This window comes from Oscillatoria sp. FACHB-1407, assembly GCF_014697545.1.
Taxonomy (GTDB): Bacteria; Cyanobacteriota; Cyanobacteriia; order Elainellales; family Elainellaceae; genus FACHB-1407.
The window spans coordinates 146,158-169,819 of sequence record NZ_JACJSA010000013.1 but is presented as its reverse complement, the minus strand read 5'-3'; the positions used below and the strand labels follow the sequence as shown (position 1 = coordinate 169,819).

The following is a 23,662-nucleotide window of genomic DNA, read 5'->3' as shown; positions in this document are numbered from 1 at the left end:
CTACACCCTACACCCCAATCACCACTACAATTTCTGTACCCTGCCCTGGTTGACTCTGAATTGTCAATTTCGCTCCGATTCGATCTGCTCGTTCACTCATTCCTAGTAAGCCAAATCCACCGTTTGATGGAATACTCCCCACTCCAAAGCCCTGCCCATCGTCTTTGATCCGTAATATGCACTGAATAGTTTCGTAAACTAACTCGACTCGAATTTCATGAGCGTAGGCGTATTTAATGGCATTCGTCAACGCCTCCTGTCCAATTCGGAGTAAGTTATTTTCCACCTCAGCCGGCAAGGGATAGACTGTACCCTGCATCTCGTAGATTAAAGCTGTATCCGTCGTCGATCGCATTTGAGCTACCAACCGATGAAGGGCACTTGATAAATCGCCTTCTTCTAACAGTTGGGGACGAAGGGCTGACACCGATCGCCGCGCTTCACTCAGCCCAATTCGTGCCAATTCATCAATCATATCCAGATGCGCCTGGGTTGCTTCGACATCATCCATCAGTACCTGGGTTGCTCCTCCGACTTGGACTAAAATCCCCGTAAATGATTGAGCTAACGTGTCGTGAATTTCTCGCGCCATGCGGTTGCGTTCTTCTAAAATCGAGGCTTCCTCGGCACGCTTGCGATCGCTAATATCGGTGATTAGCCCGTAGTATCCTCGCACCTGCCCATCGGAATCGATATCGGGTATCAGGAAGCCGCTGGTATACTTTTTGCCAAACACACAGGGAATTTCGGTTTCATAGGTTGTGGGTTGTCCTGCCAGTGCTTGATTAATGTAAGGTTCTGCAATTTGATAAGACTCTTCTCCTAAAAGTTCACGAATCGGTTTGCCTAAAACGTCATCCCGGTTGCACTGAAACCAGTCTTCATAGGTGCGGTTGATGAATCGATAGCATTGATTGGCATCCACATAACTGATACAAACCGGGAGAGCATCTGTAATCAGCCGCAATTCCCGTTCTCGTAGGCGCAGTTCGGCTTCGCTTGCCTGTAATGCTGCTGTTCGTTCTGCGACCTGTTGTTCCAGGGTACGGTTATAATCGGCTAACAATTTCTCGGCTTGCTTGCGTTCAGTAATATCTTGAAAGGCGGCGATCGCATAAATCACGTGACCCTGTTCATCAAAAATCGGGGTTCCCCAGGCTTCAACAGGAACAGCTACGTCATTTTGGTGAATTTCTATATCGTCAACAGAATTCTGTTCGCCGCTCAATGCTCGAATTGCTGGTAATTTGTCAACTGGGTAATAGCGATCCGTTCCCGTCGTATAAAGCTGATAAACCTTTGACAGTTGTTCTGGTGCAATTGCAGAATTAATTCCTTGGCCTAATAGCTGAATGGCCCGTTGGTTGAAGTAATCCAGATGACCCATCGGATTGACAGCTACAATCCCAACTGGAACTGCCTCTAAAAATTGAGCAATTCGGCTTTCGCTGCTACGAAGCTTGGCATAGAGCTTGGCATTTTCGATCGCGATCGCCGCTTGTGTGGATAGTAGATGTAAAAGTTGCGATCGCTCTGGTGTAAATACCCCGATTGCTAACTGATTCTCCAGATACAGCACGCCAACTAGCTTACTTTGATTGAGCAACGGTAAACAAAGAAGCGATTTAGTTTGATTGCGCTGAATGTATGGTTCATTGATAAAACTGCCTTCATGCGCTGCATGGTTCAGAATGACAGGTTCGTGAGTTCGGATCACATATTGAACAACGGATTCGGGTAAATGACCTGTGACTGGGGTCGCTTGCAGCACTTGCGTAGCACAAACACTTTCACCCTCGCAAAGCTCACAGGCAGCCTCAATCACCCATTCTCCTGCATTGTCTAAAATTAAATATCCAGTTTGTGCGCCAGCATTTTCAATTAAGATCTGCATCAAGGAACGGAGCAAGTTTTCTAGTTCAATCTCGCGTGCGATCGCTTGTGACGTCTTCATCACCGCCGCTAAATCAAAAGCAATAGGTGAAGTATTCGAGGTTGTTTCAGCAGTGGTGTGAATTGAAGGAGCAATGCTGGACGATTGAGAAAAGAACTGTGGATAGCGCGTTTCTAAATCCTTGACTTTTGCTGTTGCCCCCCAGCGTTCATAGCAATAGTGCGCTTCTTTCATATAGGTTTGAGCTATCTTTTGCCGCCCTCGTGCCAAATAATGCTTAGCAGCTAATTCATAGGCTAATGCTTCTTCTTGAAGATACTCATTTTCTTGAGCCCCTTGAATTGCCTGTTCGTACAAATCCTCTGCCTCAAACCACTGACCCAAAACTCGCGCTTTCTCTGCCTCGATTAGATGATATTTATGCAAATAATTCATGGGTGCATGATCTGCCCACCGCTTCATTTTTTCCTGCTCAACTGCAATTTTCTTGAGGATTTCTAACTGCACTTGAACATCGCTTTCAGGGTATATTGCCAGTCTTGCCAGAGCATCACAGAGGTAATATAAAGGAACAAGAGATGTCGATGCATCACGAATGCCATACTGCTCTGCTATGTCTGCATTTTCAATCGCCTGAGCATATTCAGAAAATAAATAGCATAGGAAGAGCTTGCTGAAATATACAGAAAAGATCGCGATTCTATCATTGTCTGCTTTTAGTTGTGGCAGGCTAGTTTCTTCATCATAAAATTTGCCAATTAAGCGGGTTGAATTGGCTGAGTATCCCATCAAATTTGAAACAGATTGCTGAAATATTTGTAGCAAGCTTAGTGATATCTTCTGTTTGATTTGACACACTGCTTCACTGTATATTGCCATCTCGCATTCAAGCTTCACGAGTTCTTTGCCAACGCTAAAGGACTGAACGCAGTAAGTGTGAGCACCATAGGCAGCAGACTCTAAATCTCCTGTTTCTAGCCCACTTTGGTAGACTTCTCGCAGTGGTTCTAACGATTCTTTACTATGTTTTTTCCAGTGAACGATGAAATAATGTGCGATGAGCAATGTCCTTGCTCTAAGTAAATGAGGTTTCGACTGCGACAATAATCTCAGTGCCAATTGTCCAAACTGATAACCAGACTCAATGTTTTTGCCTACTCCACAAAGAACTAATCCAAACGTGGCATAGGCAAAGGGAGAGGTCAGCGTATTGCCATGCCGGATGGATAAGTTAACTTGTTTAGACACCAGTAAAGGCAGCAAAGTGGGTGCAGCAAACCGAGCAGCTATCGTGATGCTTGACAGAATTTGCATCGCTCCTAATGTCTCTGGCTCTGTCATCTCCGGCAAGTTAATTAAGTCCTCGATCGGCTTCTCACTAAGAAGATCTGTGATTGCGCTGAGTTCAAGCTGAACATCTGACTGACTGGGTTGCTCAGGAAAGCGAATTCCTAATTGTTGCAAAACCTGTAGTGCTGTACCAATCGCTTTCAATGGCTGTCTCTGCGCCATGTCAGCTTGAATTTTGACTTCGTATATTTTTATGCTATCGAGGAACGTTTTAGCCTCTTGTAGAACAATTTCACTCCAGTATTCTACCTGCTCAAACTCACCACATAAATATGCTATTTCTGTTGTCTCTACATGCAATTCCAATGCCAAATCATAGTTAGTTTTCCAGCTAGAATCTGATAAACACTTTCTTCCTGTGGTTAAATATTTTTGCGCTATGGTGTAAGCGATCGCCCCTTTTGCTTTCCGACCTGCCATCAAATTCAATCGGGCAATTTCATCACGTTCTGATTGTTCAGTAACCAGTTCAATTCCGTGATTGAGATGATCGACAACCTCAAACAGCTGCTCTGAGAGGCACTCCGGCAACATTTTTCCAAGCAAATTACGACCAATTTGCAGATGAACCACTTGTTTCTGCGGCTCATCGATTAAGGCATAGGCAGCTTGCTGAACGCGATCGTGTAAGAATTTGTATTCTTGAACGAACAGATTTTCGTTCAACTCAGACAGCGGTTGAATCAGTTCAGCTTGTATCGCCTCCAGTAAATCGAAAGAAACTTTCTCAGGAGTTTGCTCACAAACGGTTGCCAACGTCTCTAAATCAAATTCAGCACCGACACAAGCGGCTAATCGGAGAATTTGCTGTGTGTTTTTAGATAGTTTTCTTAACCGATTCAACAACAACTCCACGACATTATCAGTGATGGCTTGGGTTTGAATTTCAGTAATATCCCACTGCCAGCCCAATCTTTTTGCATCAAACGACAACAGATTCTCGCTATACAGCATCCGCAAAAATTCGCCAACAAAGAAGGGATTACCCTCCGTTTTATGCAGCACTAATTGAGCTAAAGGACAAACCGTATCGGTACTTTGGTGCAGTGTATCGGCAATTAACTGACACAACGGCTCAATCGTTAAGGGTGATAGAACAATCTCTTGAGGAACTATTCTTTGTTCTCGTAACCGCTCCAGCATCAACATCAGAGGATGCGTTGGAGTCACTTCATTATCTCGATAAGCTCCAATCAAAAACAGATGCTGAGTTTGTTCATCCAGCACGATCAATTCAATCAACTTGAGCGTTGCAGAGTCTATCCACTGCAAATCATCCAGAAAAATTACAAGCGGATGTTCTTTTGAGCAAAACACGCGCACAAATTGTTGAAAAACCCGATTAAAACGATTCTGAGCTTCTGCTGCCCCAACCTCTGGTATGGGTGGCTGTTTGTCAATAATCAGTTCAACTTCGGGAATGACATCAATGATGATCTGTCCATTGCTACCGAGTGCCGTGAGAAGGCGCGATCGCCACTGTTGCAACTGTTCGTCAGGTTCACCCAGTAATTGCTGTACCAACTTTTGCAGAGCTTGAGCGATCGCACTGTAGGGAATATTTCGTTGGAATTGGTCGAATTTACCTGAAACGAAGTAGCCACGTTTTGCTGTGATCGGCTTGTAGAGTTCTTGCACTAACGCAGATTTGCCAACACCAGAATAGCCGGAGACTAGCATTAGGGGTGTGGGGTGTGGGGTGTGGGGTGTGGGGTCAATTTGTTCACTCTCCGCGTCTCCCCCTGTTACTTTGTCGAATGCTGTCAATAATGTTGCAAGTTCTGCTTCACGTCCGTAGAGTTTTTGGGGGATGTGAAATTGCTCAGAAACATCCTGAAGCCCTAGCTGAATGGCATGAATCTGCCCTGTTGATTCAAGTTGATGCAAACAGTTTTCTAAATCCGCTTTAATGCCCCAAGCACTCTGATAGCGATCATCTGCATCCTTCGCCATCATTTTCATCACAATATCCGAAACCGCTTCAGGAATTGCATTAGCTGTGGATGATGACGCATCCTCCACACCCCACACCCTACACCCCACACCCCCAATCTCATGCGGCGGAATCGGTTGTTTCGCAATATGACAATGCACTAACTCTAAAATATCAGTTGTTTCAAATGGCAGATGTCCGGTGAGCAACTGATAAAACGTCACACCTAATGAGTAAAAATCAGTGCGGTAATCGAGCAAGCGGTTCATTCGTCCGGTTTGCTCTGGCGAGAGATAAGCAAGGGTTCCTTCTAAACTATAGTGGCTCTTAAAGCTTGCAGTGGTGCGGCTAAATTGAGTGGCAATGCCAAAATCAATGATTTTGACAACACCCGTATCGGGATTAAGAACAATGTTTCCTGGGTTAATATCCTTGTGAATAATCCCGGCCGCATGGATTCTACCCAAGGTGTCTGTGAGCGCGATCGCCAACCGAAGAAACTCAGGTAATGGCATCGGAGAAAAATCTGGTCGTTGCTGCATCCATCTTGCGATAGATTCTCCACCAAAATCTTCTAAAACAATAACGAGCGTGTGTTGATATGCCTGCTGACTATAAGTCTTGATTACACCTTCTAGCTTCAGAGAGCGAGTAATCTGATATTCCTGTTTATAGCGCGTTAATTCTTGAGAAGAAGGATAATCCTGCTTCAGGAGTTTGACAACGATCGCCTCACCATCCTCCTCCCGGATGGCTCGATATACCAACGATGCTGAGCTTTCATAGATCTTGTTTTGGACAGCAATTCCAGGTAAGGCAATCATAGAACACTCTCCTGATGAATGTCGTACCTCTGGTCTACCGATTCATGGCGTATATAATCGGTTTAGCAAGTGCTCGCGCCATCTGCACGGCTTATAGCTCTTGCTAGTCTCTCCATTTAAACTGCAACGAGGTAAAAGTACAATAAAAAGCAGATGATTTTAGGCAGACATCATAGTCTTTAGCACCTCTTTACAAGTTTGTCTTTACATAAACAACGATTGCACAAAACGCAGTCATTGTTGGTATGCTCCAGAGGCAAACTGTGGAACCTTCGATGTAATTATCCTCGTTGAGATTGACCATTCTGTTTGAGTCACAATACCACATCCGGTCGGGTTCATTATCTTCATCTAAACGCATAGTTAGATTACCGTAACCCTTCACACTGGAAGTACCAGATTTATAAACTCCTAGCCAAGTAATAATGTGAGCGTAGAGACTGCCATGAGCTTGAGCACGTAACGGGATGCCACGTAAAGCTCCTCCGATCAGTTCCACTTTTCTATTGAGATGGGCATTGATGAATTAGGTCATTAATGATTGGTGTGCTAGAAAAATCCCAATAGGCACTACTTTGTGTCAGCAAGAGTGACATCAGAAGGGGGATAAGTGATTTTCATTACAAACGTTTTCTCCGCCCATTGATAGAGTTCGTTGTTTGCAGGAGTCAATTAAGCTACCGATAGTTTTGGTACTCCTCCGCAATGATTCAATGTAAAGGTATCTTTGGAATCGTGACTTTCTGGGAGTTTGCCAAGTCTATCCGAATTCGAGTGTTTATTTACTCTCATTTTCTAGCGTCGGATTGGCTCTTCCATGTGTAGCTTTGTTGAAGCTTTCTATCTCCATAAACCCTGAACATCTGCTAATGACCGAAGAATTAGCAAGCAGTTTGTTCTGATAATCATTTTGCATAACTTGTAGGGGTTTTGACAACCCTCATCTCAGGCTGCTTTCAGCCTGGAGTAAGTCATTCATGGTGGCATGGTTTTGTTAGAGATAGCGATTTGGAGCTATCTCACAGACCTGTGTTTGCCATTTCACTTCATTCAACAGGATTACCGCTAGAGCCATGAGCAATATTCAGGCACAACTTTCTACAACTTCAACAGGTTTTCGAGTTGAAGGTTACGAAAAGATTGAATTTGATTTTCAGTTCGTTGAATGGCTATTTGATATTCGCCAATCAAACCTAGCCAATTATTACACCACACTTAAACGGTGTCTTGCGATTGTAGATGAAACCGTCAACCAGTTGTATGGTGCTCAATTGCAGCATTATTTTCAACACTATGGGATTGAATTAACGATCTTTCCCGTCTCGATTAAAGAACCCAGTAAAACGATCGCAACCTGGCAAACGATTATCGATGCCTTTTGCCGTTTTAACCTCTTACGCAAAGAACCCGTTTTAGTGATCGGGGGTGGTTTAGTAACCGATGTGGTGGGTTTTGCCTGTGCTGCCTATCGGCGTAGCACAAACTACATTCGAGTTCCAACCACTTTGATTGGTCTGATTGATGCTGGAATTGCCATCAAAGTAGCGGTTAACCACGGTAAGTTAAAGAACCGTCTGGGGGCTTATCACGCGCCGAAAGCAACCTTTCTCGATTTCTCATTCCTGCGATCGCTGCCTGTTGATCAAATTCGCAATGGCATGGCAGAACTGGTCAAAATCGCCGTTGTCTCAAATCGGCAGGTGTTTGACCTGCTCGATCGCTACGGGGAAGATCTGCTCTACACCCACTTTGGCTACCGCAGTAATGATATCTCTTTGCGAAATGTGGGACATCAGGTGAACTATGAATCAATCAAAACCATGCTGGAGCTAGAAACTCCCAACTTGCATGAGTTGATGCTCGATCGCGTGATTGCCTATGGTCACACCTGGAGTCCGACGTTAGAACTCACGCCAGAGCCTCCGTTGCTTCATGGTCACGCTGTCAGCATTGACATGGCGTTTTCTGCAACCCTTGCCGCACGTCGGGGTTATATCTCTTTAGGGGAGCGCGATGGCATTCTGGGATTAATGAGCCGTCTGGGGTTAGCGTTGGATCACTCCGATTTAGATATTGAACTCCTCTGGAAAGCTACCCAATCGATTACCTTGACCCGTGATGGTCTACTGCGGGCGGCGGTTCCCCATCCGATTGGTACCTGTCACTTTGTGAATGACCTGACCCGTGAGGAATTGGCAGCAACCCTGAAAGAACACAAGAGCCTGTGTGCCGCTTATCCAAGGGCAGGAGACGGAATTGATGCCTATGTGAAACCAGAAGAGACGTTCGTCAAGTCTGTTCCTTCGCTGGTGGGAGGTGCTGTATGACCTTCAGCGTCACGAACTCGATGCCTGCAACGCCACCCCGCCCCATTACGCCCGTAAAAATTGCGGCTCATCATCTAGAGAAGGCGATCGCCCTGTTACCCCAAATCACCGATACTCCCGGCGATCTCGCTATCCATCTCCAAAAAGCACTGCTTTTAATCGCAGGGTTGGATGACTATTTGGAGCGATCGACAACACCCGAATCACTCGCTTTAACGGAGATCGCGCAAAAAACGCAGCACGAACCCTGGCAGGCAAAATTTGACGGAGGGGAAACGGAACAACATTTAGAGCAAGAAATGTTGACCGGACACCTGGAAGGACAGGCGTTGAAAATGTTTGTGCGGATGACCGGGGCTAAACGGGTTCTGGATATTGGCATGTTTACCGGATATTCCGCACTGGCAATGGCAGAAGCCTTACCGGAGGACGGGTGCCTGGTTGCCTGTGAAATTGATCCTTACGCCGCCCAGTTTGCTCAACGTTTATTTGAGCGATCGCCCCACGGTCACAAAATCGGGATCAAATTGGGTGCCGCTTCAGATACCCTGGATCAACTGATTGCCGATCAAGCAACCTTTGATTTTGCCTTTATCGATGCGAATAAGGCGGGTTACGTGGAGTATTACGAGAAACTGATCGGCAGCAATCTACTTGCACCCAACGGCTATATCTGTGCAGACAATACGCTGTTTTTAGGAGAAGTTTACCTCTCAGAGTCAGAGCAATCGGATACTGCAAAGGCGATCGCCCACTTTAATCAAGTCGTTGCCGATGATCCCCGTACCGAACAGGTTTTACTTCCCGTTCGAGATGGACTCACGCTCATTCGTCGGATTTGAGGGATGGGTAGAGATTATGACAGAAACCTATCAAACGCTACCAACCCGGCAAACAAACGCTCCCCATCCAGTTAAGACCGTTGCAAAGGAACCCTTCAATTTACAGTCTGTCATTTGGGCGATTCTGCAAAACCTTGGCACACTGGCGTTATTAGCGATCGCCTTTCCCTTTAATTTGGCGATCGTTCTTGGTTCACTCTTTTGGAGTTGGTTCCGCCGTTCCTCACCAACACTCATCACAGCCGAGCAGCCCAAAAATATCTTGATTGCAGGCGGCAGAATGACCAAAGCCCTCCAGCTTGCCCGTTCATTTCATGCGGCTGGGCATCGGGTAATCTTAATTGATACGGAGAAGTTTTGGCATAGCGGGAATCAATATTCCAACACGGTTGGAGCATTCTACACCGTGCCCGATCCGGCGAAGGATTTGCAGGGGTACGTTGATACGCTTCGGGCGATCGCTCGTCAAGAGAAGATCGACTTGTTTATTCCCGTTGCTATCTTCGCTGTGCTTTATTACGACGGAATGACTGAGCATCCACTCGCGGATTACTGTGAGGTTTGTCATTTTGATGCTGAAACAATTCAAATGTTGGACGATAAATTTGCTTTTGCGGAACAAGCGCGATCGCTCTCGCTGACGGTTCCAAAGACCTATCGAATGACATCACCGGAACAGGTCTTAAACTTCGATTTCTCAAACGAAAAACGCAAATACATTCTGAAAAGCATTCCCTACGATGCCAAACATCGGCTCGACCTGACCAAACTTCCCTGCGAAACGCCAGAGGCAACGGCATCTTTTGTAAACCGTTTGCCCATTAGCGAGGCAAAACCCTGGATTTTGCAAGAGTTCATTCCAGGGCAGGAATATTGCACCCACAGTACCGTCCGCGATGGGCGATCAACGCTCTACTGCTGCTGCGAATCCTCTGCATTTCAGGTGAATTATCAGCAGGTCGATAAACCTGAAATCGCTGCCTGGATCGAACGGTTCTTATCGGCTGTTCCAGGCTATGGGCAGGCTTCTTTTGACCTGATTCAAGCGGAAGATGGGACGGTTTATGCGATCGAGTGTAACCCCCGCACCCACTCGGCAATCACCATGTTCTACAACCATCCCGGTGTCGCTGCTGCCTACCTTGACCCCCAAGCTCCCTCCGAACCTTTGCGACCATTGACCTCTAGCAAACCTACCTACTGGCTCTATCACGAACTCTGGCGGTTGAATGAGGTGCGATCGCTTAAACAACTGCAACGCTGGATTAACACCATCTGGCAGGGGAAGGAAGCCATTTTTAGAGTAGATGACCCCCTTCCGTTTTTGATGGTGCATCACTGGCAAATTCCCCTCCAACTGCTCGACAGTTTAAGAAAGTTCAAGCGATGGATTCGCATTGATTTCAATATTGGGGAATTGATTGAGTAATCATCAGCTTTTCTGACAACGTTGTTCCCCTATTTCAGCTTCTCTACTACCTAAGGGTCAATCTGATTGAGCGATTGTGGCAAGAACTCAAGTAAGCCTTGGTGTGAATCCACGTTAAGTCGATTACACAACTTAAAGTCTTCTAAAAACAAAGCTTTTGTAAAGTTAGAGTGTCCTTCAAACAACACTTCATTGAATAGAAGTTGAGAGTATAACTTATACCAATTTGATTTGAAAACACGACACATGCGACCCCTCCCAACCTCCCCTTAGTAAGGGGAGGTGCCGTAGGTGGTGGGGTTATGTGTAGCCATCACAGCCTGAATCGGTATTAGGTTTCAAATGCTGACCTAAGTTTTACCTAGAGTCAACAACTTAGTCTCCTTAGATTGAGCCAAATACTTCATCCTTGGTTGCTTGGGTTCATACTGATGGCTCTTCCTGATGAAAGAGAACTTAATAATCAATGCTCTTTAAAGTGAAGGTTGAAACAACTAAAAATGTGAACGAGTAATACTGAGCTTTCTGGATATAGGCATTTAGTAAAGACAGTTCTTTTGCCTGGTTGATCTATTTGAGCGATCGCACCGCTCAACAAAGCAGTGAACATTTGATGGCTGAACCAAAGTTATATCAACCGTAAACCAGAGCAGCAAGAATTTACTCTCCATACGCAAAAAGTATTAGAAGCATTTGTGTTGTCTGGCAGTTGGAATCAATTCTCATCATTTGTCCAACACCATAAAAAATCCAACAAAAATAACAGGAGCAAACGATGGTTACGGCTCAACCTCAACAAGTCTCAAATAATACCCAACTGCTGCGCGATCGCGTCGTTTTGATTACAGGTGCAAGTCGCGGTATTGGTGCAGCAACCGCTCGACTAATGGGGCAACACGGTGCTGTGGTGGGTGTCAATTATTACGGCAGTGAACCAGCGGCGCAGGATGTTGTTGAATCAATTACATCTGGTGGTGGTCGGGCAATGGCAATCAAAGCCGATGTGCGCGATCCACAGCAAGTCGATGCCATGGTGCAACAAGTGTCTGATACTCTGGGAACCATAGATACGCTGGTAATTAATGCCAACGCAAATTTTCCAATGGCTCCCTTTGTGGATTACCGTTGGGAAGACTTTGAAGCAAAATTGCTGGGAGAACTGAAAGGAGCGTTTTTTCCCTGTAAGGCGGTTGTTCCTTCCATGATAGAACGCCAGCGAGGCTGCATTATTGCGGTTAGCAGTGGCTTATCCCGCGATCCCGGAGAAGGCTTTGTTGCTCATAGTACCGCCAAATCTGGATTAGATGCGTTCATCAAAAGTCTGGCGTTGGAACTTGGTCCTCATAACATTCGCGCCAATGTGGTTTCACCGGGCTTAACCTTGACCGATGCGACTGCCCGATTACCGCAAGCCCATAAAGATGCTTCGGCTCAAAGGGTGCCACTAAAGCGAAATGGATTACCAGAAGATGTTGCTGGAGCCATTCTGTTGCTGGCATCTGAGTCAGCAGGATTTATCACTGGGGCATATTTGCCCGTTAGCGGTGGCGTCCAAATGTTGTAAGGGCAGGTTTAGCAAATTTCTGTGAGCTTACAGTCGGCGTTTTAACAAAATCTACCCCTGCCTATTTTCTACCCAATTTGTGAATTAATTGAATTTCCGATCTTGATTTTGAAAGGTATATTCCCCCTTGAATTCCATTAAACAAACTCTCTCATTTCCAGCCTTCCGATCAAGAAATTATCGGCTGTTTTTTCTCGGTCAGGGGCTTTCTCTTGTCGGCAGTTGGATCACAATGGTGGCAATGGTTTGGTTGGTCTATCACCTGACTCAATCGCCGGTGCTACTGGGAATTGTGGGCTTTGTCAGTCAGGTGCCCAATTTGGTGCTGGTTCCCTTTGGTGGAGTGTTGAGCGATATGTCGTTCCTTGGCATGATTTCGTTTGGTAATTTGTTTCAGGGTACTCTTGTTAGCTTGTTGGGTGCGCCCACTACTGTAGCCGTCAGTGGCGTTGTCTGTGTCCTGGTATCCATTTTTTATGCCCGTCAGTTACCTAGACTTCGGCGAATGGTGTGGGCATCGCATCCAGAATTAGCCCCCCCTAATTTACAGCCTTGAGAATCATAGAAAAAGTGGCGTTGCTAAATAGAAGTATGATTTTCGTACTGAAGCCTTTTGCAGCCCTCACCCTAGGGAGAAGGGTTGGGGATGAGGGCAATTCATATCTGCATTCAGCAACGCCATTCATCAGGCTACAACTGCCGATGTCACGAGATGAAGTAGTTTGGAGGCGATCGCCTCTACTGGTAATACCCAATCGATTTGTCCTGTGGCGATTGCTGCTCCGGGCATACCAAAAAACTCAGAGGTCGCTTCATCCTGAGCGATCGCCACGCCCCCATACTTCTTAACGGCTAACACGCCCAATGCACCATCACTCCCGTTACCCGTGAGGACAACCGCGATCGCTCGTGATTTATAGGTGGTTGCCATTGACATCAACAGCTTATCAGCAGCTGGGCGAATAAAATTCATCTTAGGATCATCCGAGAGCAGCAGTGTCCCGTTTGGCTGAACCAACAGGTGACGAGCCGGAACAGCAACGTAAACCGTGCCCGGACGCAAAACATCTCCGGTTGCTGCTGGCTTGACCTTTAGAGCAGTTCGATAGCCTAAGACCTCAGGCAAGTGGCTGGAGTTGGGGCTGAGGTGTTGGACGACCAGAATTGCTGCTGGAAAATCGGCAGGCAAGGCAGACAGAATGGTACGGAGTGTTGGTATTCCCCCCATCGAAGCTGCCAATGCCACAACATTAAACGCAATATTGGGAAAGTGGGAGAAAATGCGATGTTGCGGAATTTGGATAAGGGAACTCATGAGAGCGCAAACTTAAGAACCGTCAAAGACAGAAGTGTACTTAACCGTACAATTGCGTCCTCTCACATTGTACTTTAGCGTACAGTTCTTGTTTAGGTGTTCTTCCCCTTGTGTCAGAGGGTTTTATCTTTTGCTCTGTGTTATTCCATGAGATACGAGTGATGTAACTGGAAAGCCAATCTTTGTGTCCCAAGAATCTTTAAATTTTGTTAATAATCGGCTTCTGGCTAGCTTGCCAACAGAAGAATTTGAGCAGCTTCAGCCCTACCTGGAACTTGTTTCCCTCGACTTTAAACGAGAGCTTTATCAGCCAAATGAGCCGATTGAGTTTGTGTATTTTCCATTAAAAGGCGTTTGCTCACTGCTGTCACTCACTTCAGAAGGTGAACTCATTGAGGTGGGTACAGTTGGCAATGAAGGGATGGTGGGACTGCCCGTATTTCTGGGAGCCGAGAGAATCCCAGGAATATCAATGGTTCAAATTCCAGGTAATGGCTTGAAAATGCGCGCAAAGGATTTGCGGACTCAAGTTACCCCCGGTACAGCACTTTATGAGGTGCTGCATCGCTACACGCAAGCCTTGTTCAACCTGATCTCCCAATCCGCATTATGTAACCGAGTTCATTCGATTGAACAACGCTGCTGCCGTTGGCTACTCTTGACACACGATCGAGTAGGAACCGATGAATTTTCCCTCACTCACGAATTTTTGTCACAAATGTTGGGGGTTCGGCGAGCAGGGGTGAGTGAGGTCGCGGCTAAGTTACAAAATGCTGGTTTTATTTCCTACAAGTACGGCAAAATATCTATTCAAGATCGACCTGGGTTAGAGGTAACAAGCTGTGAGTGTTATGCCCTCATCAAAACGGAGTTCGAGCGTTTAATTGGTGACAATCATATGAATTAAGTTGAGTGAACTAACTCAACAACAGAAGAGGAATTTTTTTGAATTAGAACGGTAACAATAAGCTTACGAGTTTTGGGCGATCGCTGTCTTTGTAGATTCTTGCGATCCAGTTTGAGTAATCTTGCTACCGTGATTGGATTGAGTCTTGATCAACTGACTCAACAGCTTTGCAGAATCAGGAGCGTTGCAACGCAATTCCCCCTTTGAGATGAACGCTGGCTGAAGTTGCTACAAAAGCTGGATTCGGCAATCAGGGTTACATGACGCCTGTATTTCGGGTATTGCAGACGATACCCAGGCACTACCGCGAAGCGGAGGGCTTGCCAGGAAATTATATTTCGATACGATAAGGGCAGTAACGTTTTCTGAAGTGGTGGCGGATGACGGAGCAACCTTCCCTTTTCCTCAAGAAGGAGTGGCAGAACATTACGGTGGAGTATGGGCTGCTCGAAAGCGTGGGTGACTTTGAGTTTGCCATGCCCAAACACGCGATTAGTGTGGCATTTATCCCGCACGATCGTGTGACCTGGTCTGTCGATGGTAGAAAACAAACCACGGCTTTGCCTGCCGGGAGTACGTTTTTGTATGGCGATCGCGAGTTTGTCTGGCATCACCGAGAGAAGGCGAGTGAGTACGTCACGCTTTACCTTGATCCGGATTATCTAAAGCAGATTGCAATCGAGAATGACCTATCTGAAGAAACGCGATTGACCCATCGGGTGATTTTTCCTGATCCCACCATTACTCAAGTGGCTCACTGGTTTAAAGGTGAACTGTTAAATGAGGGGTTGGGCGGAAACCTCTTTGCTGAGTCGCTGAAAAATTTGCTGACGGTTCATTTGTTACGGAACTACTGTGAATCGGGAACGCCACAAAAGAAGCTCGTTGTTCCAGGTCGGGCTTTAGATGCTGTAAAACTAAAGCAAATTCAAGATTACATTGAGGAACATCTGGCAGAAGATATGGCGATCGAAGATATGGCAGCTTTGGTTCCAATGAGTCAGTTTCATTTTGCTCGTGCTTTCAAAGCTGCAACGGGAGAAACTCCCCACAAGTATCTGATTCAACGCCGGATGGAACGGGCTAAAGTTCTGTTGACAGTGACTCAGTTGGCGATCGCAGAAGTCGCCTATCGAGTCGGCTTCTCTAACCAGAGCCACTTCACCACTCATTTTCGTAAAGCAACCGGGGTGACACCCAAGGATTATCGCTTGCAATGTAGCTAGTTAGGGCGATCGCCGGATTCCCACGTCCAGGTCATTTTCATCCGGTTTACTTTCCAGCCTTGAGGCGTTTGGATTAAACCATGTTCGTAAATGCCACCCAACGTCCAGGTTCCTTTTGCAGAATCTAAATAAACATGGTGGGCTTGAAAGTTGGAAAGACAAGTTGCAGTATCTCCCGTGATGGTGACAACATGGCTACCAATCAAGTGCTGAGTCACTTTAAAGGTTTGTGAGAAGAAGGTTTCCCAGCCACTAACTAAATCTTCTGCATTGACGATTGACGGTTCTCCACCTGTGAGAGAGGTGTAATCGGTTGCGACGCGATCGCTAAAGGCATCTCGGCAAGCGTCCCAGTTGCGGAGATCAGCCATGATAGCAATTTGATTGACCGCATTGATAATGGCATCTCGATCGGTGGTTGAGTTCATGGTTGGGTTAGAAGATTGAGCCGTTGCAAGTTTGTTGGAGAGAAGCGTGGAGGCGATTACACTTCCTCCGACCAGCAATACTTGACGGCGTTTGTTCTTGAGCATGACTTTTTCTAAACGAGGAGAGTTGATATTAGATCTACTGAGCGAGGCGATCGGGCAACGGCTTGAGGGGATAGGTTCTCCAGAAGAAAGCATCTGCCTGGTGCTGATCGGTCAGGAAGTTTTGAGCCTCAACGATTTTGCCATTCTCAACTTTGAACATCAGTGTGAATAGCTGATCGACTTGAGTTCCACCATCCTCAACATTGCTCCAGCCTCGGTGGATGTCTACCACATAGTCTCCCTGTGCTTGAAAAAAGATGGGATCGGCTTGGAAATTGCCTTGTGCAAGTTGGGTAAAAAATGCAATTACTTCGTCTACACCACGCTTTTCGCCTGCTAAGGGATGATGCCCAGGAATGCGCCAGACGATATTGGGGGCAAAGAAGTTTTTGAGGGCTTCTAGATCGCCTTCTGCATAGGCAGCGTAGTAATCCTGAATCAGTTGAACATTAGCTTGTTCCTGGCTGGTAGGTGCGTCATTGGCGATCGCAGGTTGTTCTGATTTCCAGCTCATTATGAGGGCGATCGCTAATACAAAAGCAAAGAGCGCAATCCAATATTTTTTCATGAGAGTTCAGTGAGTTTTAGTTGGAGGTGGTATAGCCGCCATCAATGGCAATGTTTTGTCCGGTGATAAATCCAGCCGCATCGGAGCAAAGCCAGACAACCGTTTCCGCAATATCCTGGGGCTGTCCAACCCGCTGCATCGGAATCCCCGCTGCCACCTGTTCCAGCATTCCGGCAGGCGCATTTGCCCAAAGCTCTGTTTCAACTGCACCGGGACTGACCGCATTAATCCGAATGCCCTCTGCCGCATATTCAGCCGCCGCCGCACGAGTTAACGCTGCCGCACCACCCTTCGCTGCTCCATAAGCCGTGTAGTTGGGAACACCCAGGATTGCCCCCTGAGATGCCATATTGACGATCGCCCCTTTACCCGATTTCAGCATGGCAGGAATTTGATACTTCAAACAGAGCCACACCGATTTGAGGTTGACCGCAATTTCCTGTTCCCACTCGTCTTCCGTCAAATCAATCAACCGAATCCCTTTACCAGAACCTGCATTATTGAATGCCGCATCCAGACGACCATATTTTTTTAGAGTGCGATCGACCAGAGCTTGTACCTCGTTTGCCTGAGTCACATCCGTTTGGACAAAGATTGCCTCTCCACCAGCTTCCACAATTTGTTTGACGGTGTCTTCGCCTTCATTGACTCGTCGTGCCGCAATCACCACTTTTGCACCTTCACTGGCGAATGCAATGGCAGTTGCTCGACCAATTCCCGAACTTCCACCCGTCACAATCACAACTTTTCCATCCATGCGTCCACTCATCTGAGTCTCCTCAATTATTTCGGTGATTGTAGTTTTTTCGATCATTTATTGTTAGTCATTTATTGCTGATTATTAGTCATTTGTTGCTGATCATTTTTCGTTGATCATGTGTAAATAACGAATGGTGAATAAGCAACAATTACTAACTACTAACGAATGACCAATAACTTAAAATGCTTCATCAGACAATGTTGCCTGGAAGTGAGTCACCAACGCATCAATAGCCGTTGAAACTTGAGGATCGCGATCGTAGAAGTCGAGATGTTGTCCTTCTGTCCAAACTAGCTGCTTTTCGCCACTCAACGAAGCATAGAATTCACGGGCATTATCCGGCAAAGCAGAACCATCGCTATGAACCATCAACGTTGGAGTGGTGATTTGAGGAGCGATCGCCATTGCATCAAAACCTTGCCATTCATGCCACGACATCACTGCAAAGCGATTTGTCCATTCTGGAATTACACCGCGATCCGTACTGCCGTAGTAGCTGACATCACCGAACATCGCTGCACTGCGATCGCCCTGAGAATACGCCGGAACATAAGCCACCTCACCTGTGCGATCGTACTGTTCACGGGCAGCTTGACCAATTTCCATCCGACGCTGCACCATTTCTTCACCAAATAAAGCGTTAAGTGAATCCATATCATGCAACCAGGCGGCAACCGTTGCAAAGGATTTGAAGCTTGAATCTTCCGCAACCGCTTGTGCCATGTAGCCTGCACTGGCACAGATGCCTAACCCACCGATGCGATCGCTATCAATCACAGGTAAGGTTTGCAGAAAGGCAACGGCATTTTTGATGTCCTGTACTTTAGCCGCAGGAGATTCGTATTGGCGAGGAGTTCCGCCGCTTTCACCCCAGTAGCGAAAATCAAACGCGAAGGTGGCAAATCCGCGATCGGCTAACCGCTGAGCGTAGACCGCAGGCATTTGTTCTTTCACCGTTGTCCAGGCACCTGTCACAACAATTACGGGAAGCTTGTCTCCGGGCTGATAGGAGGTTGGCAGGTACAGGTTTCCAACCATCCGCTCACCCTCACTCTGGAAGACAACCCGATTGAGTCCGGGTTGGAAGGATGCAGGCAGTTCAACTATTGAAGCTGAAGACTCAACGGTAACAGGGGCAGGGTTTACTGTTTCTGACAGAGCAACAGGAAGAGCAGTGAAGGAGACGATCGCGATTGTGCCAGTTGCAATCAGGGATTGGATAACGTTCATAAGTCGTTCCTCGGTTTGAGTTGGGTTTCAATAACTCAAGATTAGAAAAAGTCCCCTCAAACCTGAAGCCCGATTCTTGCGCTGTTTTATCAAAATTTTGCGGTTGCACAATGATCTGGAAATAATTCAATTGTGTATGCCGTACCAATCCTTAGCTTCGCTTAAATACATGGGCATTCGTTATACCAATTTGAATTGGCTTCGCTGCACATGATTCCGTAAGGGCGTTTCGCGAAACGCCCCTACCCAGTGATCTGCCACAATCAAACATTAGATCGGCATCATAACCCCCCAAATCCCCCAGCTCTGGGGGACTTTGAGCTTTTGAAGGGGCTTGACCTGATTCGAAACACCCGGACTTGGAACCGATGCGAAGCGTGCCTGTGGGTTAACCGAAACACATTCTGCTAGGGGGTTTGAGGGAGAATCTCCCAATGCCTGATTCTCGAACTCATTGCAGCATCATTGACAAAGCAGAGATGTGTATACACCGTAGCCTTAGAAAAGGAGTTTGGGGATCTAACTGCGTAAGTCCGTTCAGTCATTGTTGCCCCTAATCATCAAAAGATGAGACATCCTGTTTCGTTAACCAGGAATGCAGCACAGCTAATGCGATCGCCAATAGCAAAATCAACATGGGAATGATTTCTAAGCCTGCTCGATTTGCAATCCAGCCAATCGTTGTCGGAATGATCGCTGATCCCAAACTGGCAACACTGGTGACAAAGCCGATCGCCGCAGGAACAACAGCGGTTGGAACTCGCTGGGGCATCAGCCAAATGGTTGTGGGAAAAATGGCGGCGATCGCAAACCCAATGATAGGCAAGCTCAGCCATTGCTCTGGCAGTAGCCACCAGGTTAATAATCCAACCGCAAGCAGAGACAACGACGCTGTAACCAGGCGAGCGGCTCCCAATCGGTTTACAAAAATGCCCAGCATCACCCGTCCGATCGTAAATCCCAACCACATGGCACTAATGCTATATCCGGCTATAGAGGCTGAAATGCCGCGACTGACCTGCTGAACCGTATATGCCCAATTTCCCAGAGAGGCTTCTGTCCCCACAGCAACCAGCAGAAACAACCCTGAAATCAGAACGGCAGGTGTTTTGAGCGCAAACCGGAGATTGGCAACCGCATGAGAGTTGGATGTCGCAGTTCGTCGCATCATGGGCGGATAGTGGACGACCATCACCCAACCAACCGTAACAATGAGTAGTGCTACCAAACTGGCAATCACACCATAAACTTGTCGCCAATTGAGCCCCAACAGCAGCAGGGTCGTGGCGATCGCTGGTCCCAACAAAGCACCAATGCCATAGAAGGCATGGAGCAGCCCAATCCATTTTGCCTCCCGCTGGTCACTCACCATGTAGGCGTTAATCCCCGCATCAATCAAGCCAATGCCCAACCCCAGCAGGGTTCCCACGGCGACCATGATGCCCCAAGCTGGAGCTAAGCCGTAGGTAGCGAGAGCCGTGGTGAGGGTGATAGCCGCAATCAACAGCATGGGAGCTAATCCCAACCGACTGCTGATCAGACTACTGCTAAAGGCAGCAAGCACATACCCTGCAATTTGGCTGATAAACAAAAACGTCACGGTTGCAGGGGTTAGATTAAACGTATCTAGAATAGAGGGCAGCAGCACTCCTAAGCCACTTTCGGCAACCCCAATGGTGATGAAGGCGTAGAAGGCGATCGCAATCCCAATGGAGGCAGGCGCATGGGAGGGTGTGCTTGTGCGGCGGTCAGGTTTCATAGGTAGTCAGTGGAGTTGGGTCGTGATAGGCGACTGAATCGATTCAGCCCAAATCGAAATCCTGGAATTTTCAGTTGTGTCGATTTTCCAACCACTCCAACACAGTTTGCAACGAGTCCAGGTGAAAGGTTCGATCAGCGACAGGATCATAAACTTGCCAGTAGGGTTGTCCACGGCGATCGCGTCGCTCCTTAAATTGAGGCTCATCTTGTGTTGCCATCGCGTTCCAGAAGGACATCCAGGCTCGTTGAACGACCTCAATCACTCCCTGCTGAAAAGAACCTGAAGTTGCAGGAGACTCCATAAATTCGAGTTGTCGATAAAGAAGTTGCCGTTGATGAGTTCTCATGGTGAATGCTCCACAAGTCGGATTGTTTTCTGAATCGATTCAGTTTCGCTACCATCATAGAGGCGATATCTTGATCGATCAAGTTTCTCGGCTCCTTCTTAAGTCGGATTTCAGATCAACAATTCTGGACGGTTATGACATTTTCTGATTCACCCAAACCTGCAACCCTTTTGGATATTGCAAAAGCGTTGGGAATCTCACGTACCACTGTTTCAAATGCGTTCAACCGTCCAGATCAGCTTTCTCCAGAACTGCGAGAAAAAATTTTGGTAACGGCAAAAGAAATGGGATACGCGGGTCCCAATCCAACGGCACGATTGTTGCGAACGGGGCAGGCAGGGGCGATCGGAGTCATTTTTCATGAGTCGTTACTGTATGCATTCAGTGATCCAGTGGCGATCGCTTTTCTCCAGGGCATTGCGAGTGTGTGCGAACCCGCTAAGGTCAGTCTTCTAATTGTGCCAATGGCTAAAGATGGCCTAATTGCCGATACGGTCAATCAGGCAGTCGTGGATGGATTTATTGTTTACTCCACGCCAGATGCCGATATAACTACGGCTAAGGTATTGGAACGTCATCTTCCAACAGTGGCAGTCGATCGACCCGGTTTAACGGGGGTGCCCTCCGTCGGCATTGATGAGCATCAGGCAGCCCACGAAGCCACGTCTCACTTAATTCGTTTGGGTCATACCCGATTGGGCATTATTTCCATGGAATTGCAGGCTGATGGCTATGAAGGCAAAGTCGATGATCAGCGGATGCAATCTACCACCTTTCCCTCGACGTTAGACCGATTGCATGGCTACCTGGATGCCCTGAGAGAAGCCGGAATTGACCCTCAAACGGTGGCGATTGAAGAACGGTTGAATCGGGAAGAAAGCGGATTTTCTGCAACACTTGCCCTGCTCAATCAGACCCCACGACCCACTGCAATCTTGGCGATGAGCGATCGCCTTGCGGTTGGAGCCTTACGGGCTGCTGAAACGCTGGGTTTGCATGTACCCAAGGATTTATCGATCGTGGGGTTTGATGATATTCCCCTTGCCTCCCAAATTCGCCCCCGATTAACGACGGTGCGACAACCACTCGTCGAGAAAGGGGCAGTCGCAGCTAGACTGCTCCTGGAGAGTGTGAGTCAACCCATCTCCTACCGATTACCAACTGAATTAGTCATTCGTGACTCTTCAGGAGTGGCACCAAAAGAATAAATAAACATTTTGCTCAGAGATGAATCTCGGCCAAATTACTTGGGTTCCCAGTAATTCTCTTTCGGGTTCTCGTCATACTGCTCCATTGCTGCTTTTACTTCTGGAATATGGCGATATGCCCACTCTCCCAAGATCGCTAAGGGTTCTACCAGAGATTCTCCTAAGGTCGTCAGTGAGTAATCAACCCGTGGCGGAACGGTAGGATAAATCTCCCGTTGGATCAATCCACATCGTTCCAGGTTACGCAAATTCTGGATCAGCATCTTGGGAGATACGCCAACAATCTGCTGCTTGAGTTCGCTATATCGCTTCTTCCCCTGCGTCAGGGCATACACAATCAGCACTGTCCACTTGTTGGCGATATGTTCGAGCATTTGATGCCCTGCACAGTTGGTGTCGAACAGGTTCATGTTAGCGATGCGATCGAGCGCAGGCTGAGGCAAGTAATTGAGTTGGGTCGCGTCGGAATTCGTTTTGCTCACCATGTTTTCCAAAAAGTAACTAATGCACTTTGCCGTTAATCCTTTCGGGCAGCAATCTCTCAATGGTACTCATGGAATATGAGTTCTGAGGTCAATTGCAATGCAAGCCCAAATGATTAACCAGTTCGGTAGCCCTGCTGTTTTTGAAACGGTAGATGTTCCTGTTCCTCAAATCCTACCCAATCATGTGTTGATTCGGGTTATGGCAACCAGTGTGAATCCGGTGGATTACAAAATTCGCCAGGGCGCAGTGCCAGATATTGCCCCTGATTTTCCGGCTGTGTTGCATGGAGATGTTGCCGGAGTGGTGGAAGCCATTGGTGAGGGAGTGACCACGTTCAAACCGGGAGATGAAGTCTATGCCTGTGCAGGCGGTGTAAAAGGGTTGGGGGGCGCATTAGCGGAGTATATGCTGGCGGATGCAGATCGCGTAGCTCCCAAGCCCAAGTCGCTGACGATGGCAGAAGCCGCTGCGCTACCTCTGGTTTCAATTACTGCCTGGGAAGGGCTAATTGATCGCGCCAACGTTCAACCCGGACAACGAGTGCTGATCTATGGAGCAACCGGCGGTGTGGGGCATATCGGGGTACAACTGGCGAAGTGGGCAGGAGCGACAGTCTATGCCCTGGTATCGAATGAAGAGAAAGGAGCGATCGCCTATAAATTAGGAGCCGACTTCGTTATCAACTACCGCCAACAGCCGATTGAAGAGTTTGTAGCAGAACACACCAATGGGCAAGGATTTGATGTGGTGTTCGACACCGTGGGAAACGACAATCTGCAAAATGCATTCAAAGCCGCAAAGCTAAATGGAACAGTCGTCTCAACTGTTTCCCTATCTCAGCAAGATTTAACCCTGCTGCACGCGAAAGGGCTGACGCTGCATCTGGTCTATATGCTGATTCCACTGCTGTATGGGGTGGAGCGATTACCCCTTCAGGGAACTGCGAAGCAATCGCGCCATGGAGAGATTTTGACCCAACTGGCTCAGTTAGTCGATGCTGGACAGGTGCGACCGTTACTCGATAGTCAGGTGTTCAGATTTTCCGAAGTGGCAGCGGCACACCAACGGGCTGAGTCGGGGCAAGCGATCGGGAAAGTGGTGTTGCAGCAAGAATAATGGCTGTTCAAGATCGTGCTCATAGAGCATAGGTGTGTTTGT

The 23,662-nt window shown here is 47.3% G+C and carries 18 protein-coding genes; 9 read left to right on the top strand and 9 right to left on the bottom strand.

All coding sequences use genetic code 11. The annotated features are described in order from the left end of the window. Window positions 1-7: 7 nt before the first annotated feature. Window positions 8-6,001 (bottom strand): AAA family ATPase, encoded by a 5,994-nt coding sequence (locus H6G89_RS21005; protein ID WP_190509998.1) that lies wholly within the window; start codon window positions 5,999-6,001, stop codon window positions 8-10. A gap of 1,073 nt (window positions 6,002-7,074) precedes the next feature. Between H6G89_RS21005 and H6G89_RS21000 the strand changes: the two genes are divergently transcribed. The 5 genes from H6G89_RS21000 to H6G89_RS20980 all read left to right on the top strand — a co-directional run bounded on the left by H6G89_RS21000 (window position 7,075) and on the right by H6G89_RS20980 (window position 12,719). Beyond that, the gene (locus H6G89_RS21000; RefSeq protein ID WP_190509996.1) at window positions 7,075-8,328 is read left to right on the top strand and encodes a sedoheptulose 7-phosphate cyclase; all 1,254 of its coding nucleotides are present in this window, start codon (window positions 7,075-7,077) and stop codon (window positions 8,326-8,328) included. Then, the gene (locus H6G89_RS20995; protein ID WP_242060043.1) at window positions 8,325-9,170 is read left to right on the top strand and encodes an O-methyltransferase; all 846 of its coding nucleotides are present in this window, start codon (window positions 8,325-8,327) and stop codon (window positions 9,168-9,170) included. The genes H6G89_RS21000 and H6G89_RS20995 overlap by 4 nt, the downstream gene beginning before the upstream one ends. 16 nt (window positions 9,171-9,186) lie before the next feature. After that, window positions 9,187-10,599 carry an ATP-grasp enzyme gene (locus tag H6G89_RS20990; protein WP_190509994.1) on the top strand — a complete coding sequence of 471 codons (1,413 nt, stop codon included), beginning with the start codon at window positions 9,187-9,189 and terminating at the stop codon, window positions 10,597-10,599. A 775-nt stretch (window positions 10,600-11,374) separates the two neighbouring features. Then, window positions 11,375-12,163, top strand: a complete 789-nt coding sequence (locus H6G89_RS20985; RefSeq protein ID WP_190509992.1) for an SDR family oxidoreductase — start codon at window positions 11,375-11,377, stop codon at window positions 12,161-12,163. A gap of 232 nt (window positions 12,164-12,395) precedes the next feature. Continuing rightward, the gene (locus tag H6G89_RS20980) at window positions 12,396-12,719 is read left to right on the top strand and encodes a hypothetical protein (RefSeq protein WP_309230072.1); all 324 of its coding nucleotides are present in this window, start codon (window positions 12,396-12,398) and stop codon (window positions 12,717-12,719) included. A 129-nt stretch (window positions 12,720-12,848) separates the two neighbouring features. Here the strand turns inward: H6G89_RS20980 and H6G89_RS20975 are convergent, their stop codons facing one another. After that, the gene (locus tag H6G89_RS20975; RefSeq protein WP_190509990.1) at window positions 12,849-13,478 is read right to left on the bottom strand and encodes a chemotaxis protein CheB; all 630 of its coding nucleotides are present in this window, start codon (window positions 13,476-13,478) and stop codon (window positions 12,849-12,851) included. A gap of 184 nt (window positions 13,479-13,662) precedes the next feature. On the opposite strand from H6G89_RS20975, the gene H6G89_RS36270 reads away from it, so the two are divergent. Both H6G89_RS36270 and H6G89_RS20965 read left to right on the top strand, forming a co-directional pair. Further along, window positions 13,663-14,385, top strand: a complete 723-nt coding sequence (locus H6G89_RS36270) for a Crp/Fnr family transcriptional regulator (protein WP_190509988.1) — start codon at window positions 13,663-13,665, stop codon at window positions 14,383-14,385. A gap of 380 nt (window positions 14,386-14,765) precedes the next feature. Next, window positions 14,766-15,611 (top strand): helix-turn-helix domain-containing protein, encoded by an 846-nt coding sequence (locus H6G89_RS20965; protein WP_190509986.1) that lies wholly within the window; start codon window positions 14,766-14,768, stop codon window positions 15,609-15,611. Here H6G89_RS20965 and H6G89_RS20960 read toward each other — a convergent pair. The 6 genes from H6G89_RS20960 to H6G89_RS20935 all read right to left on the bottom strand — a co-directional run bounded on the left by H6G89_RS20960 (window position 15,608) and on the right by H6G89_RS20935 (window position 20,810). Then, window positions 15,608-16,144, bottom strand: a complete 537-nt coding sequence (locus H6G89_RS20960) for a nuclear transport factor 2 family protein (protein WP_190509984.1) — start codon at window positions 16,142-16,144, stop codon at window positions 15,608-15,610. The two genes, H6G89_RS20965 and H6G89_RS20960, sit on opposite strands and share 4 nt — an antisense overlap. 34 nt (window positions 16,145-16,178) lie before the next feature. Beyond that, the gene (locus H6G89_RS20955; RefSeq protein ID WP_199336846.1) at window positions 16,179-16,712 is read right to left on the bottom strand and encodes a nuclear transport factor 2 family protein; all 534 of its coding nucleotides are present in this window, start codon (window positions 16,710-16,712) and stop codon (window positions 16,179-16,181) included. Window positions 16,713-16,728: 16 nt separating this feature from the next. Continuing rightward, the gene (locus tag H6G89_RS20950) at window positions 16,729-17,481 is read right to left on the bottom strand and encodes a glucose 1-dehydrogenase (protein ID WP_190509982.1); all 753 of its coding nucleotides are present in this window, start codon (window positions 17,479-17,481) and stop codon (window positions 16,729-16,731) included. A 168-nt stretch (window positions 17,482-17,649) separates the two neighbouring features. Beyond that, the gene (locus tag H6G89_RS35165; protein WP_190509980.1) at window positions 17,650-18,702 is read right to left on the bottom strand and encodes an alpha/beta hydrolase; all 1,053 of its coding nucleotides are present in this window, start codon (window positions 18,700-18,702) and stop codon (window positions 17,650-17,652) included. A 553-nt stretch (window positions 18,703-19,255) separates the two neighbouring features. After that, window positions 19,256-20,461, bottom strand: a complete 1,206-nt coding sequence (locus H6G89_RS20940) for an MFS transporter (RefSeq protein WP_190509978.1) — start codon at window positions 20,459-20,461, stop codon at window positions 19,256-19,258. A gap of 70 nt (window positions 20,462-20,531) precedes the next feature. Continuing rightward, window positions 20,532-20,810 (bottom strand): hypothetical protein, encoded by a 279-nt coding sequence (locus tag H6G89_RS20935; protein ID WP_190509976.1) that lies wholly within the window; start codon window positions 20,808-20,810, stop codon window positions 20,532-20,534. Between the two features lie 134 nt (window positions 20,811-20,944). On the opposite strand from H6G89_RS20935, the gene H6G89_RS20930 reads away from it, so the two are divergent. Continuing rightward, on the top strand, window positions 20,945-22,018 hold the full coding sequence (locus tag H6G89_RS20930; protein ID WP_190509973.1) for a LacI family DNA-binding transcriptional regulator: 1,074 nt from the start codon (window positions 20,945-20,947) through the stop codon (window positions 22,016-22,018). A 35-nt stretch (window positions 22,019-22,053) separates the two neighbouring features. On the opposite strand, the gene H6G89_RS20925 is transcribed toward H6G89_RS20930, so the two are convergent. Beyond that, window positions 22,054-22,503 (bottom strand): winged helix-turn-helix transcriptional regulator, encoded by a 450-nt coding sequence (locus H6G89_RS20925; RefSeq protein WP_190509968.1) that lies wholly within the window; start codon window positions 22,501-22,503, stop codon window positions 22,054-22,056. A gap of 97 nt (window positions 22,504-22,600) precedes the next feature. On the opposite strand from H6G89_RS20925, the gene H6G89_RS20920 reads away from it, so the two are divergent. Continuing rightward, complete coding sequence (locus tag H6G89_RS20920; RefSeq protein WP_190509967.1) at window positions 22,601-23,620, top strand: zinc-dependent alcohol dehydrogenase family protein; 1,020 nt, start codon at window positions 22,601-22,603, stop codon at window positions 23,618-23,620. Window positions 23,621-23,662 lie beyond the last annotated feature (42 nt).

Coding starts and splice junctions, on each gene's coding strand:
- H6G89_RS21005 (WP_190509998.1), bottom strand. CDS start 6,001: ATGATTGCCTTACCTGGAATTGCTGTCCAAAACAAGATCTATGAAAGC.
- H6G89_RS21000 (WP_190509996.1), top strand. CDS start 7,075: ATGAGCAATATTCAGGCACAACTTTCTACAACTTCAACAGGTTTTCGA.
- H6G89_RS20995 (WP_242060043.1), top strand. CDS start 8,325: ATGACCTTCAGCGTCACGAACTCGATGCCTGCAACGCCACCCCGCCCC.
- H6G89_RS20990 (WP_190509994.1), top strand. CDS start 9,187: ATGACAGAAACCTATCAAACGCTACCAACCCGGCAAACAAACGCTCCC.
- H6G89_RS20985 (WP_190509992.1), top strand. CDS start 11,375: ATGGTTACGGCTCAACCTCAACAAGTCTCAAATAATACCCAACTGCTG.
- H6G89_RS20980 (WP_309230072.1), top strand. CDS start 12,396: ATGGTGGCAATGGTTTGGTTGGTCTATCACCTGACTCAATCGCCGGTG.
- H6G89_RS20975 (WP_190509990.1), bottom strand. CDS start 13,478: ATGAGTTCCCTTATCCAAATTCCGCAACATCGCATTTTCTCCCACTTT.
- H6G89_RS20965 (WP_190509986.1), top strand. CDS start 14,766: ATGACGGAGCAACCTTCCCTTTTCCTCAAGAAGGAGTGGCAGAACATT.
- H6G89_RS20960 (WP_190509984.1), bottom strand. CDS start 16,144: ATGCTCAAGAACAAACGCCGTCAAGTATTGCTGGTCGGAGGAAGTGTA.
- H6G89_RS20955 (WP_199336846.1), bottom strand. CDS start 16,712: ATGAAAAAATATTGGATTGCGCTCTTTGCTTTTGTATTAGCGATCGCC.
- H6G89_RS20950 (WP_190509982.1), bottom strand. CDS start 17,481: ATGAGTGGACGCATGGATGGAAAAGTTGTGATTGTGACGGGTGGAAGT.
- H6G89_RS35165 (WP_190509980.1), bottom strand. CDS start 18,702: ATGAACGTTATCCAATCCCTGATTGCAACTGGCACAATCGCGATCGTC.
- H6G89_RS20940 (WP_190509978.1), bottom strand. CDS start 20,461: ATGAAACCTGACCGCCGCACAAGCACACCCTCCCATGCGCCTGCCTCC.
- H6G89_RS20935 (WP_190509976.1), bottom strand. CDS start 20,810: ATGAGAACTCATCAACGGCAACTTCTTTATCGACAACTCGAATTTATG.
- H6G89_RS20930 (WP_190509973.1), top strand. CDS start 20,945: ATGACATTTTCTGATTCACCCAAACCTGCAACCCTTTTGGATATTGCA.
- H6G89_RS20925 (WP_190509968.1), bottom strand. CDS start 22,503: ATGGTGAGCAAAACGAATTCCGACGCGACCCAACTCAATTACTTGCCT.
- H6G89_RS20920 (WP_190509967.1), top strand. CDS start 22,601: ATGCAAGCCCAAATGATTAACCAGTTCGGTAGCCCTGCTGTTTTTGAA.